This is a genomic window from Morganella morganii (assembly GCF_041099235.1).
In the GTDB taxonomy this organism is placed as follows: domain Bacteria; phylum Pseudomonadota; class Gammaproteobacteria; order Enterobacterales; family Enterobacteriaceae; genus Morganella; species Morganella morganii_E.
Window position 1 is genome coordinate 50882 of record NZ_JBFZSO010000015.1, and the last position, 13786, is coordinate 64667.

Below are 13786 nucleotides of genomic sequence, written 5' to 3' on the forward strand. Positions count from 1 at the left end.
TGCCTGCCGGCGCGGTCACTCTCGCATTGATACCACATGGTTACAACGTGATTAATCACGTCATTAATTAATTATTCGTAAAATGTGATCGCCTGCGATACGCCGGATGGCGGCAAAGACGTTAAAAAGATGTGAAAGTGTAACGCGCATCACAAAATTACACCAGCAAGTGTGCGCAAAAAAACTCAGCACCGATCGAATATTATCACCGTCCGTGCGGATAGTCTGTTATCTGATGGCAAACTGAGCTAGCATAGAAGCATCTTTTCACCGGCAGAATGCACTGCCCGGATTTCTGTTTCACCTGAGGAGCTGCGTGTCTACCGCTGAAGTCATCAATACCCTGCCCGACGCTGACGCTATCCTGCGCCAGGTCTTTGGTTATCAGCAATTCCGTGCCGGACAGTCCGACATTATCGATACCGTGACCGGCGGACGCGATTGTCTGGTGGTCATGCCGACGGGCGGCGGGAAATCACTGTGTTACCAGATTCCGGCACTGATGCTGCCGGGGCTGACAGTGGTGGTGTCACCGCTGATTTCCCTGATGAAAGATCAGGTCGATCAGCTGCGCCTGCTGGGGGTGGAAGCCGGTTATCTGAACTCGGCGCAGACCCCGCAGGAACAGCAGAAGGTACTGGAAGGCTGTCACAATAACCGCATCAAATTGCTGTATGTGGCACCTGAACGTTTGCTGATGAGCAGCTTTATCCGCCAGTTACAGCAGTGGCAGCCGTCGTTGCTGGCGGTGGATGAAGCGCACTGTATTTCCCAGTGGGGACACGATTTCCGGCCGGAATATTGCTCGATAGGCGAGCTTCGCCAGCATCTGCCGGGTGTGCCGGTCATTGCCCTGACAGCCACTGCCGATAACACCACGCGCTCTGATATCTGCTCGCGGCTGCGCCTCAGTGATCCGCTGATCCACATCAGCAGCTTTGACCGCCCGAATATCCGCTACACGCTGGTGGAAAAATATAAAGCGTTTGATCAACTGTGGATGTTTGTCCGTGGTCAGAAAGGCCAGTGCGGCATCATATACTGTAACAGCCGTAATAAAGTGGAAGATGTCGCTGCCCGTCTGCAAAAGCGCGGCCTGAGTGTCGCGGCCTATCATGCCGGTCTGGATAATTCACAACGTGAATGGGTTCAGGATGCCTTCCTCAAGGACAACTTACAGGTCGTGGTTGCCACGGTGGCGTTCGGGATGGGGATTAACAAATCCAACGTCCGTTTTGTCGCGCACTTTGATATCCCGCGCAATATTGAGTCCTATTACCAGGAAACCGGCCGTGCAGGACGTGACGGGGTCAGTGCGGAAGCGGTTCTGTTTTATGACCCGGCGGATATGGCGTGGCTGCGCCGCTGCCTGGATGAAAAACCGGCCGGGCCGCAAAAAGATATCGAACAGCACAAGCTGAATGCCATGGGCGCGTTTGCCCAGGCACAGACCTGCCGCCGCCTGGTATTGCTCAATTACTTCGGCGAGAACCGCCAGACACCGTGCGGCAACTGCGATATCTGCCTGGATCCGCCGAAACAGTATGACGGGCTGGTTGAGGCGCAACAGGCGCTGTCCTGCATCTACCGCGCCGGGCAGCGTTTTGGTCTGGGTTATATTGTGGATGTGCTGCGCGGCTCGAATAACCAGCGGATCCGTGAATACGGACACGATAAACTCGCGGTTTACGGCATCGGCAAAGACAAAAGCCAGGAACACTGGGTGAGTGTGCTGCGCCAGTTGATCCACTTAGGGCTGATAACGCAAAACATTGCTAATTATTCTGCGTTACAATTAACCGAATCCGCCCGCCCGGTTCTGCGCGGCGAAGTGCCGCTGCAACTCGCGGTACCGAGGATCCAGAATATCAATCCGCGTCAGACAGCCCGCAGTTACGGCGGTAATTACGACAAAAAACTGTTCGCAAAACTGCGCAAACTGCGCAAATCCATTGCGGATGAGGAAAATATCCCGCCGTTTGTGGTGTTTAACGATGCCACACTCATTGAAATGGCGGAACAATGCCCGGTCAGGGCAAATGATTTACTCTTGATAAATGGCGTCGGAGAGCGGAAACTGGAACGATTCGGCGATGCATTTATGGCCCTTATCCGCGAGCATCTCACCGGATTTGACGACTGAAGGAGCACCCTATGCTGCCACCGGACACCCTGAAAGCAAGCTGGCTGGAACGCGAAGCGGAATATTCTGCCTTTGTGAACGGCCCGTTACTTGATTTCTGGAACCGGCGGGATGAGCGGACATTTCAGGGCGTGGATGATGTCACTATCCGCTATGTGCAGTTTACCGATCCTGACCATGATAAAGTGCTGGTGATCAGCTCCGGACGCAGCGAAAGTTACGTCAAATATCCGGAAGTTCTGTACGATTTTTTCCACCTCGGTTTTGATGTCTTTATTATGGATCACCGGGGGCAGGGGCTTTCCGGGCGGATGCTGGATGATCCGCAAAAAGGTCATGTCGAGCGTTTTGACGACTATATTGATGATTTTTCTCAGTTCACCAACATCGCGCTGGCGGAGAAAAATTACGCTTGCCGCTATGCACTGGCACACTCGATGGGCGGTGCGATACTGGGCGGTTATCTGTTACGCGAGCCGGACACCTTCCGTGCCGCGGTATTATGTGCCCCGATGTTCGGCATCAATTTACCGATGCCGATGTGGCTGGCCAATATGATTGTGAACCGGGCCGATAAACGGTCGTCGGAACGCAATGAGTATGCGGTATCAACCGGGAAGTGGCAGCCGTTGCCGTTTTTAATCAACATGCTGACCCACAGTTACCCGCGGTACCGGCGTTACCTGCGCTGTTATGCTGATTATCCTGCTTTACGTCTCGGCGGACCCACGTATCACTGGTTACGCGAAAGCATTGATATCGGGCAGAAAATAATTGCGCAGGCGGGAGAGATAAACACCCCGCTGATGGTGCTGATGGCATCAGAAGATAAGGTGGTGGACAATCGGGAGTTGCTGGCTTTCTGCGAAAACCGCCGTAAAGCCCGGACAGGACAAGAAGAAGAACATATGCCTCTGACGTTTGAGGGAGCTTATCACGAGATCCTGTTCGAAGAAGACGCATTGCGCGCTGTCGCGCTCAATGCGATTTGTCATTTTTTCGGACTCCACTAATCAATTTTCAGGAATTTGCATATGTATCATGTGGTTGCTTCAGATTTAGACGGAACGTTATTATCACCTGCCCACAGTTTAACCCCCTACACCAAGGAAACTCTCCGCCTGCTGACCATCAACAAAGGCGTACATTTTATTTTTGCCACCGGCCGTCATCATGTGGATGTGGCACAGATCCGTGATGCGCTGGGGATTGATGCGTTTATGATCACCTCCAACGGGGCACGGGTTCACAACACTAAAGGCGAGCTGGTATTCAGTCATGATGTGGACCCGGATGTGGTCCGCGAGTTGTGCCTGATGGAGTTTGATAATCCGGATATCCTCACCAACTATTACCGGGGTGACGGCTGGATGATCAACCGTGAAAGCCCGGAACAAAAAGAGTTTTTCCGGGAATCTGTTTTTATGTATGAGCTGTTCGACCGCAATGATTTTCCGGTGGATCAGGTCTGTAAAGTCTACTTCACCTGTGATGACCACGAGAAACTTGTCGCGCTGGAAGCCAAAATCCGTGTGCGTTTCGGTAACAGAGTGAATGTCAGTTTCTCGCTGCGCAGTTGCCTGGAAGTGATGGCCGGGGGTGTTTCGAAAGGTGAGGCACTGCAACAGGTTGCAGAATCCGTGGGTTACCGCCTGAATGACTGTATTGCTTTCGGTGACGGCATGAATGACCGTGAAATGCTGGAAATGGCCGGAAAAGGCTGCATTATGGCGGGAGCGCATCAGCGCCTGAAAGATATCCTGCCGGAGATGGAAGTGATCGGTTCGAATGCAGACGACGCGGTTGCTCATTATCTGCGCCGGTTATATCAGCAGTAATTTTTATATTCAGATCAACAAAAGGCCGCCGGAAAATAAATCCGGCGGCTTTTTTGTTTCTGAGTGCATTATCAGGAAAATGCCAGGAACGGCGATACACAGAGCAGCAACCCGGTAAAAATAATCAGATACAGGGAGATGCCTTTATATTTATGCAGCATCGGGACTTTATAAACCAGATAAGCCGGAATCAGACAACCGACCATTCCGAAAATCGGACTGCATATTGAGGTAAAGCTCAGTACCGGTGCGTTGAGAATAATGGCGCCCCAGGCCAGCAGCACCGCAAATACCATAATACCGTATTTCACCAGGGTTTCATTAATCCGCTCAGCAGGCATCATGCGCTGCAGAATATTCATCACAATCCCTTGCGTGGCTTCGCGGAACCCGAGATATACCCCGAAGAATGCCGTCATAACCGCAAAAATATTCAGCATCACGCTGACCACAGTTACCCAGCCGCCGGGGAAGAATTTAGCGGCGATTGCCAGTGCGGAAATATTCTGCTGATAAGCTTTAACCGCCTCGTCATGACCCATTGCCAGGGTAAAGGAAACGGCATAGAAAAAGACGGTACAGAACAGGATAATAAAAGCGATATTCATCGCCCGCAGGGCTTTAAAGCGGGCCACTTCCCGGTTCACATTCTGATTACGGAATGAAATGACCATCGGGCTGAGAGTCTGAATAAACAGAATGGATGTCAGGGTAAACGGCAGCGTAATAACCGCTTCTTTAATTAAACGGCCGGCAGGCGGCAGTGAACCGATATTATACAGGTGCCACATGCCCACCATCGATATACCGAGTGCGGCAACAATAAACAGTTTGGTCAGCACCATAAAACTGGATAGCTTAAATAACAGCTTTTCGCCGCGTGAAGAAATAGCAACCAGCAGACAAATCAGAATTAATCCGTACCACGGGCTGTCGGATAATAATCCTTCTGTTACACCGAAAGTCTGGAAATAAGACGCACTGTCATTTGTGATGGCGGTGGAATAAACAAACATCCAGATCACCAGCATAATAAAATACAGCGCTCCGAGTAAAATTCCCCAGTTTTTACCGAGATAACCGGTAATCACACTCGGATAGTCTTTACATTCCGGGGATTCCGCGAGCGTGTTAATAAATAACCGCTGGAACAGATACATAGCCGGATAGCCGATAACGGAGGACAGCAGGAAAACCCATAACCCCATCAGACCGACCTGAACCGGTAAGAAAACAATACCTGCGCCGATTGCCATCCCGATGCTCATAATAACCCAGCCGGCATCGGTACCATCAAATTTGGTCGCTGCCCGCCACTGCTCTTCACTCATCCCGGCATTTTCCGCCGCGGAATGTGTCGTATTTATCGCCATAAATAACATCCTTAATGTTTAAATCTTAAACAATGTTGTTCTTAACGGGTGCGATTTAAACAACGTATTATGTAATAACGTTTTGTTATCAGCAGGCTTATTTTTTTAATATCTTTATCATAAAGGATGCAAATCAGAAAAAATAATGCTTTTTAGAGAGGGGTAAGGTGATATCAGGAGAAAAATTTTCTCCCGGATGACCATAAGCGTTATTAAACGTGGTGTGAAGTAAACGGAGTAATCATTAATATTGCTTATCAGGTATAAATTTACGTGAAGAAGTGATTTTATAAAAAATGAGAGTTCTGTGGCATACGTGATATTGACCATGGAAATGAACAAAGCGTGAGCTGTTCCTGTAGTATCCCCGGAGCGGTTCTGTTACACAAAAAAGACACATCCGGTTGTCCGGAACAGATCCGGCTCTCCGGTATTGATATCATCTGGTTGGTGGATGAATGTACAGTTTTTTCAGATATAACAGAAAAAGAGCCTGTTTTGTGTGGCCAGAATAGGAAGTATTAATAAAAATAGCCAGTTACTTCTGATACCGGCTATTTTTTATACTTAATAATCAGCTTCTTTACCATAAAATAAGTTGGCCATAACCATTGCTGTTTCGGGCGTGGTTAAAATATCTGTTAATGTTGACTTTAAAATATCCATTGTATTACATGAAAACTCTTCTTTTTTATATCGAACAGTTACCGGAAATCCGGTTGATTTATTTAACGAATATTCACATAAAAGATGTTTTATTTCTGGGTTGGTTTCACTTTTCAGATATATGGCTTTGTCATATATTGTTTGTGCTGAGAGCATACTGATTAGTTTATTATTATCAATATTTTTAATTTCCGGATACACGATATTGTTTGTTGATTCTTTAACTAAATTAAGCAAATCGAATGTTTTAGACTCAATATCTTTTTTTATCTCTACAATATCTAATGCGCTCTGGAATGAGCTTCTAATTGAATTCAGGATGTCGTCGTTATCACTCATAATGTAATCCGCAAAAAATAGGTAAATGGTCAAAGTTATCTAAATACACCACGTCTGAGACTGCATTGTCAATGTCATTGATCACTTTATGGCAATCTGTACTATTGAGAATAAGCTTAAGATTATCCTTGTTTTGTGTTACGAAAGAGGATGAAAAAATCATTTGATCAAACACATACCACCGGTTAGCGGAAGGTGCGCTGTAGTAATAGGTACCGATATTATTGTACAAACCATCAGACAGAATTTTCCAGAACGGATTAAAGAGCAATTTTTTTCTTTTTTCTATCAGATGAAAATCCCGGGTCGCAAAGAGTTTTTTACGTAATGCATAGGAGTAAGGTTGAGCATTATAATCACCCATGCAAATTATTTTAGCATCTATATTTTTATTTAGAATATTATTAATATCATTTCTTATATAAGTAGCAATGCTTTCTCGGACAGATTCATTATTTCTGAGTTTTGATGGCCAGTGTGATAAGTAAAAAACGATCTCGTCATTGTTTTTCAGTTCTTTAAATATAACTTTTACACCTGCCCGTAATGACTTTCCATCGGGCTGGACTTCTGTCAGATGAGTATGTTCTACGTAGGATAATTTTTCAGGATTATAAATAACAGAGATATCGATAATAATGCGGCCAACAGAACTGGTTAAATCAACAAATGTAAATTTTTCATTTTCTGCAAGGCCATTAAGAAAACAGGATTCATCTTCAGACACTTCACAGAGCGCGAAAAAATCAAGGTCCCGCTGCTGAATGAACTGCGTTATATAATTACCGGCTAAAGTAATAGTGTCGGTTTTTTTTGCCTTATTGGAACGTATTGGCGGGGATATACCAATATTCCACCATCCCAAATTTAACTTGCTTGTATTCATTCTATTTAAAATGGTTGCCAGATAATTGATTTAAGATGAAGATTCACTGTCAGCAGTATATCTTAAATTTTATTATCTGGCTTTACCGGTTATCACAACCCGCCTGATTTCCGCATCGGGTTACGGCCCGACAGATTCTTTGTGCCGCTGCGCAGAATATTTCCCACCATATCCACACGTGCTTCAAACGGCGGGAACGGCAGGATGATATTGTTTTCCGCGAAGCTGCGCAGGATATTTTGGTGGATCTCATGACGTGCCGGCAGGCGGTGCCCCATTTCAGCGGCGTAGGCGCGCAGTTCGAAAATCTGAATACCCTGTTGTAAATCAACAAGATACGCTTCCGGGTTTGGCGTGTCCAGAATCATTGCCGAGTCCTGTGCCGCCATCAGCAGCAGAATGGTGACCTGCTCCGGATTAGCTTCCGCCGGGACCGGGATGGTCAGGACGATACGGGTCACGGTATCCGAGAGCGACCAGTTGATAAACTGCTCGGTAATAAAGGCTTTGTTCGGAACGATAATCTCTTTGCGGTCCCAGTCTGTCAGCGTGGTGGCGCGGGTGTTGATGCGCGTAATGCTGCCGGTCAGGTCACGGATAGTCACGGTATCGCCGATACGGATCGGTTTTTCAAACAGGATCATCAGACCGGAAACAATGTTGGCGAAGATCTCCTGTAAACCAAAGCCGAGCCCGACACCCATCGCGGTGACAAACCACTGCATTTTCGACCATTCAATGCCGATCAGTGAGAAGCCGACAATTCCGCCGACCAGGGTGATGGTGTATTTGGTCAGGGTCGTGATGGCGTAACCGGTGCCCGGCGTCAGATCCAGATGCTGTAACAGCGCCAGTTCCAGCAGTGCCGGGAGGTTCCGTACCAGTTGCGTGGTGATGATAATCACCAGAATAGCCACAAAGACAGAGCCGAGCGTGATGGGCTGGAGGGTATCCACGCCGTTGATACTGCTGCTGACATCCCACAGCCGGATATTTTCCAGGAAGGAGAAGGCGGTGTGCAGTTCAGACCAGAGCAGAATACAGGATACCAGGGCAATCATGGTCAGAATCGAACGGACCAGCCCGACCGACTGCGCACTGATGGTATCGAGGTCAATGACCTGCTCTTCAATATCAATCACACCTTCCGCGCTGTTGGCATTGCTGTTGACGCTGCTGTCATCATCACTTTTTGCCCGCTGTGCCAGAATTTCAGCACGGCGCTGTTTGGCGCGTTCAAAGGCGATACGGCGGCGCTGGATCAGCATCCAGCGGGTGATAATGTTGTAGACCACCAGCAGCATAAACCAGATGGCGACCGAGGTTTCCAGGCGGCCCAACAACGCCTGTGAGGTCGCGAGATAGCCGAGCAGAGCAGCAATCGCCGCCACGACCGGTGCCAGCAGGAGCAGCCACCACATCCCTTTGCTGACGGCGTTGTCGCCGCTGCCGTGGCGGTCAAGATAGAGCGGAACCCCCGCACGGCGCAGGCTGCTGGTAATGATAAACAGCGCGGCACACAGCAGCAGGAAGCAGAGACGGCCAAGTGTCGGGGCAAATTCCCGGTCATTGAAATATTCAAAGGTGGTCATTGCCATCATCAGCGGCACAATGACAAAAATAGAGAGCTGATAGAAACGCATTGCCCGTTTGACACGGGCTTCCGGCCAGCGGAACTGTGCGATAAACAGCCCGTTAGGACGGGCAAAGGTCGCACAGAACATAAACAGCCACAGCACCGGCGTGGTGGCGCTGACACCGTCACCAATCGCTTTCGCCATCGGGTACTGCCAGGCGTTTTGTAACCCGTAGCCGATGGCAGACCACAGTACCGGCAGCGGCAGAGAGACAAGCACAGACCAGAACAGGGTGCGCAGTGTGATGGAGAAGCGATCCAGGGTCACTTTACCGATACGCTGACTGGTTCTGTCCAGAAATGCCTGATAGTGGCGGCGGTAGTTCAGGCCGAAAATCGCCAGCAGCAGGGTGCCAATGATATAGAGTGAAATCTCTTTGTTCTGCCACGAGAACATGGTTTTAAATGCACCGCCGAGCTGCGCCAGGGTATCCAGGGACAGCAGCTTGGTCAGGCTGGTCAGTACCTCAATCGGATAATTGAGGTAAACCGGTGCGGCATCCGCAACCCAGAACAGATAGCGGTGGGTGTCGTCGCGGACTTCAATCAGTACATCACTGAGCTGACTGGTGGTCACTTTGAGCTTGGTCAGCTCCAGAATTTCGGTATCGTAACCGGAGAGCAGGGAGCCGAGCAGTTCTTTGCGGTTCTGAATCAGCTGCTGATAGAGCGAAGCCTGATCCGCAGGGAGAGAAGCTGTCTGTGACGTATCCGGTTCATTATTATTACCGGACAGGGCATCGAGCATATTCTCATATTTCAGACGCTCAACACGCAGGTCAGTGATCTCTTTATCCAGCAGCTGCGGTTTCGGCATATCCGGCAGGCGGCTGAGCTGTGCCCGCAGGGCTTCCCCCAGTGCGGTTGAGCCGTTCAGCCACTGTGCCTGCTCCTGAATGGTGCCGAGTACCTGACGCGCTTTCTGGATATCAGTTGCCGCCTGGCGCTGCATCTCCCCGATATCACTCATGTGCGCGGCCTGATCATTCAGTACCTGTGACAGTTCGCGGTTAATATCAATCTGTTCTTTCAGGTACGGCGGCAAATCACCGGCCTGTTCGGCCAGCAGTTCGGTGCGTTCCAGCGCCAGTTCCGCTTTCTGCTGACGTTTGCCGTTGAGCACACTGCGCAGCTGCTGAAGTTCGAGATCCAGCCGCTGATAGCGTTTACGCAGCAGTTCAAGGCGGATGCGGGTCAGTTCCTGGCGGTTATTGGCAGAAAGCTGTGCCAGTTCCAGCTCATTGACCGTTGCCTTGCGTGCCTGCACTTCTGCGGCGGCCAGCGTGGCCTGGGCTTCGGCAAGCGGGGTCAGCGGGGTTGCCAGTCCCTGCTGGCGGGAGGTGGCTTCATTCAGGAGACGACGGGCTTCGGACTGCTGCTGGGGCAGGAGGGTCAGAGAATCGCTGATTTCGCGGTTTTTGTCCTGCTCCTGCTGTAACAGCCGCCCCTGCTCCAGCAGTTGTCCGCTGAGCTGAATAGCCTGCTGCTCAAGGTCGCTGATAGGGCGGGTGGTCAGAATTTTGGCCGGGGAATCACTCTCTTCCAGCAACTGCTGGCGTAACGCCCTGACCAGCTTCGGGAAGTTATCGATGGTGTCCTGATAGCTTTGTGCGCGTTCATCCGCAGCTTTGCTGTCTGTCAGCCAGTTCAGGGTTGCCTGTAACGCCTGCGTCATCTCAATATCTTTCGGATCTTTGCTGCTCTCAATCCGCTTCAGTTCCTGACGGATCTGCGGCTCGTTAATATCCGATGCCGCATATACCGCTGTCAGCGGGGAGAAAAGAAAAACCGCCAGTAAAAATGAGATAATCAGGCGCACAGGGGAGAGTCCTCAGTTAGTGGCAGCGGCGTCCGGTTGTGACGGGCATGCAGGGCTTTCTTCCGCGCAGGCGGCTTTATCCGCCGTGATGCGGGTGGCCAGCAGTTCACCCATACGGGTGGAAACGCCGTTTGCCAGTGCACTGTTCAGTGCGACTGTATCTGCCGGGAACAGGTTGATCACCGTGGAGCCGAGCTTAAAGCGGCCCATCTCTTCGCCTTTTTTCAGGTTTACCGCACAGACGCTGTCGTGTGCCGGATAAGTCCAGCGGCGGACAATTCCTTCACGCGGCGGGGTGACCATACCGCACCAGACGGTTTCCATACTGCCGACAATCGTGGCGCCCACCAGAATCTGCACCATCGGGCCGAAATCCGTATCAAACACACAGATCAGACGCTCGTTACGGGCAAACAGGTTCGGTACATTGGCGGCAGTCAGCGGGTTGACGGAGAACAGGTCGCCCGGGACATAGATCATTTCACGCAGATGGCCGTCACACGGCATATGTACGCGGTGATAATCACGCGGAGATAAGTAAGTGGTGACAAACTGCCCGTTGCGGAACAGATCCGCCAGCTGCCAGTTTCCGGCGAGCAGGGCTTCCAGGGTGTAGTTATGCCCTTTGGCCTGTAAAATCTGATCGTCACGGATAAGCCCCAGCTGACTGATGGTGCCGTCAGCCGGCAGTGCCAGGGTTTCGCTGCCCTGTACGATCGGGCGGACTTCCTCTTTCAGTGCGCGGATAAAAAACTCATTGAAGGTACTGTAAGCGATAAACTCGCTCTCTTTCGCTTCCTGCATATCCACTTTGTAGGCTTTGGCGAATGCTTTGATCACCAGCTGTGTCAGCCAGCCAAGTTTTTTGTTGGCAAAGCGGCCCGCCAGCTGAGTAAGACACTGTTTAGGCAGCAAATATTGTAATTTTATTTTAAGAGTATCCAGCACATCGACCTCTGGTATTGTTTGTTATCTGCCGGTTTTTCCGGCGAATTCTGAACAAAAGGGGGCTATTGTACCTGTGCTTATTGCGCTTGTCAGTCTTCACCGGCCGTAAAATTACGGCGTGGTTTGACCTGTGCCATACTTTCCAGAATGCGGTGATAATTTTCAAAGCGTTCCGCACTGATTTCGCCGTTCTCCACAGCTTCGCGCAGCGCACAGCCCGGGTCATCCCCGTGTTTGCAGTCACGGAATTTACAGCCGCCGAGATAATCACGGAACTCCGTATATCCCTGAGTGACCTGCTCCGGTGTCAGGTGCCACAACCCGAATTCACGCACTCCCGGTGAGTCGATCACATCCCCGCCGTGCGGGAAATGATACAGCCGTGAGGCGGTGGTGGTGTGCTGGCCCAGCCCGGAAACATCAGAAACGTTATTGACCAGGATATCGGCGTTTTCCGGCAGCAATGTATTGAGCAGGCTGGATTTCCCGACACCGGATTGTCCGGCGAAGATGGAAATCCGTCCGGCAAGTGCTGCCGTCAGTGCATCAATCCCCTCGTTGGTGTGGCCGGACACTTCCAGCACACGGTACCCGATATTACGATAGATATTCATTAAATCATTGACCTGGTCGCGGCTTTCGTCATTCAGCAGGTCAATTTTGTTGAGCACAATCAGCGGTTCCACACCGAGTGTTTCACAGGCGACCAGATAGCGATCAATAATATTGAGTGATAATTCCGGTAAAATCGCGGAAACAATCACTATCTGGTTGATATTGGCAGCGATCGGTTTGATACCGTCATAAAAATCAGGACGGGTCAGTACCGATTCACGCTCATGTACTGCCTCAACAATTCCGTTAACACGGCCTTCTTCGTTATTCTGCAACGCAGCACGCCAGACCACACGGTCACCGGTGACCAGTGATTTGATAGTGCGGCGCAGGTTGCAGCGTTGTACCGAACCGTCCGCGGCTTCAATATCCGCATGCTGCCCGAAACGGCTGATTACCTGTCCTTCCTGAGCCTCACCGAACAGGCTGTCCTCAGGCTCCGGGCGGTTCTCTTTGCGCAGTTTGCGCTGCTGGTTTGCCTGAACACGCCGTACCTGACCTTTGGAAAGTTTTTGTTTAGCCAACGAAACCTCGTCTGTTTTGACACCACGTAAAGAAGAAAGTGCCCGCCGGGGTGACTCGCGGCAGGGCGGATTACGCGCTATGATACACCATTCATTTTACCCGTCATCATTCAATCCGTGTGAACAAAAAACAGGCGGATACTCAGGTAACTATAGGATACAACATGGCAAAAAGTGAACAGAACCTTATCTGGATCGATCTGGAAATGACCGGACTTGACCCGGAACGTGACCGGATTATCGAAATCGCCACCATTGTGACGGATGCAAACCTGAATATTCTGGCGGAAGGCCCGGTTCTGGCGGTACACCAGTCTGATGAACAGTTAGGTCTGATGGATGACTGGAATGTCCGTACACACGGTGCCAGCGGGTTAACTGAACGTGTCCGCGCCAGCTCGTATTCTGACGCGCAGGCCGAGCAGGCCACTATCGCGTTCCTGGAACAGTGGGTGCCGCAGGGCGCTTCTCCTATCTGCGGTAACAGTGTCGGCCAGGATCGCCGTTTTCTGTTCCGTTATATGCCGGCCCTCGAGCAATATTTTCACTACCGTTACCTGGATGTCAGCACTCTGAAAGAGCTGGCCCGCCGCTGGAAACCGGAAGTGCTGGACGGCTTCACCAAGAAAAACACCCATCAGGCGCTGGATGATATCCGTGAGTCAATTGCGGAACTGGCTTACTACCGCGAAACCTTTATCCGCCTGTGATAAAAAACGGGGGCTGATTTTCAGCCGTCGATCGGTTAATATTAGTTCAGATTGCGTGTTTTATAGCATATTTGCCGGTTTTATCGGCATCTGAACAAAAAAATTCATTTTTTCGTGCCGGAGGGCTTGCCAGAAAATGAATTTTTCGTATAATGCGCTCCCCGTACCGAGATAGATTTTCAATCGAAAGCGGTGCGGGCAAATTGCAAAATATGCGGGAATAGCTCAGTTGGTAGAGCACGACCTTGCCAAGGTCGGGGTCGCGAGTTCGAGTCTCGTTTCCCGCTCC

Annotated in this window: 10 protein-coding genes and 1 tRNA gene; 5 read left to right on the forward strand and 6 right to left on the reverse strand. The window is 50.4% G+C overall.

Annotation, left to right across the window (positions count from 1 at the left end; translation table 11 throughout):
- Nucleotides 1-316: 316 nt before the first annotated feature.
- Genes recQ through yigL form a run of 3 tightly spaced genes read left to right on the forward strand, consistent with a single transcriptional unit; the run spans nucleotide 317 to nucleotide 3981 of the window.
- The gene (gene recQ, locus AB7038_RS17310; protein ID WP_369453709.1) at nucleotides 317-2143 is read left to right on the forward strand and encodes an ATP-dependent DNA helicase RecQ; all 1827 of its coding nucleotides are present in this window, start codon (nucleotides 317-319) and stop codon (nucleotides 2141-2143) included.
- An 11-nt stretch (nucleotides 2144-2154) separates the two neighbouring features.
- Nucleotides 2155-3156, forward strand: coding sequence for a lysophospholipase L2 (gene pldB, locus AB7038_RS17315; protein ID WP_369453710.1), 1002 nt, complete (start codon nucleotides 2155-2157; stop codon nucleotides 3154-3156).
- A 21-nt stretch (nucleotides 3157-3177) separates the two neighbouring features.
- Nucleotides 3178-3981, forward strand: coding sequence for a sugar/pyridoxal phosphate phosphatase YigL (gene yigL, locus AB7038_RS17320; protein ID WP_369453711.1), 804 nt, complete (start codon nucleotides 3178-3180; stop codon nucleotides 3979-3981).
- A gap of 71 nt (nucleotides 3982-4052) precedes the next feature.
- Here the strand turns inward: yigL and AB7038_RS17325 are convergent, their stop codons facing one another.
- The 6 genes from AB7038_RS17325 to rsgA form a co-directional block, all read right to left on the reverse strand.
- Complete coding sequence (locus tag AB7038_RS17325; protein WP_072872206.1) at nucleotides 4053-5363, reverse strand: amino acid permease; 1311 nt, start codon at nucleotides 5361-5363, stop codon at nucleotides 4053-4055.
- Nucleotides 5364-5921: 558 nt separating this feature from the next.
- Entirely contained in the window at nucleotides 5922-6359 is a 438-nt protein-coding gene (locus tag AB7038_RS17330) for a hypothetical protein (protein ID WP_214214317.1), read from the reverse strand.
- Nucleotides 6352-7224: an endonuclease/exonuclease/phosphatase family protein gene (locus AB7038_RS17335; protein WP_250325990.1), complete on the reverse strand. Its 873-nt coding sequence runs from the start codon at nucleotides 7222-7224 to the stop codon at nucleotides 6352-6354. The genes AB7038_RS17330 and AB7038_RS17335 overlap by 8 nt, the downstream gene beginning before the upstream one ends.
- A 113-nt stretch (nucleotides 7225-7337) precedes the next feature.
- Complete coding sequence (gene mscM / locus AB7038_RS17340) at nucleotides 7338-10700, reverse strand: miniconductance mechanosensitive channel MscM (RefSeq protein WP_369453712.1); 3363 nt, start codon at nucleotides 10698-10700, stop codon at nucleotides 7338-7340.
- Between the two features lie 12 nt (nucleotides 10701-10712).
- A complete protein-coding gene (gene asd, locus AB7038_RS17345) occupies nucleotides 10713-11648 on the reverse strand; it encodes an archaetidylserine decarboxylase (RefSeq protein WP_368889637.1) in 936 nt (311 codons plus the stop codon).
- 89 nt (nucleotides 11649-11737) lie between these two features.
- The gene (gene rsgA / locus AB7038_RS17350; protein ID WP_004241350.1) at nucleotides 11738-12787 is read right to left on the reverse strand and encodes a small ribosomal subunit biogenesis GTPase RsgA; all 1050 of its coding nucleotides are present in this window, start codon (nucleotides 12785-12787) and stop codon (nucleotides 11738-11740) included.
- A gap of 164 nt (nucleotides 12788-12951) precedes the next feature.
- Between rsgA and orn the strand changes: the two genes are divergently transcribed.
- Nucleotides 12952-13497 (forward strand): oligoribonuclease, encoded by a 546-nt coding sequence (gene orn / locus AB7038_RS17355; protein WP_368889638.1) that lies wholly within the window; start codon nucleotides 12952-12954, stop codon nucleotides 13495-13497.
- 214 nt (nucleotides 13498-13711) lie between these two features.
- Nucleotides 13712-13784: transfer RNA gene (locus AB7038_RS17360), tRNA-Gly, on the forward strand.
- Nucleotides 13785-13786 lie beyond the last annotated feature (2 nt).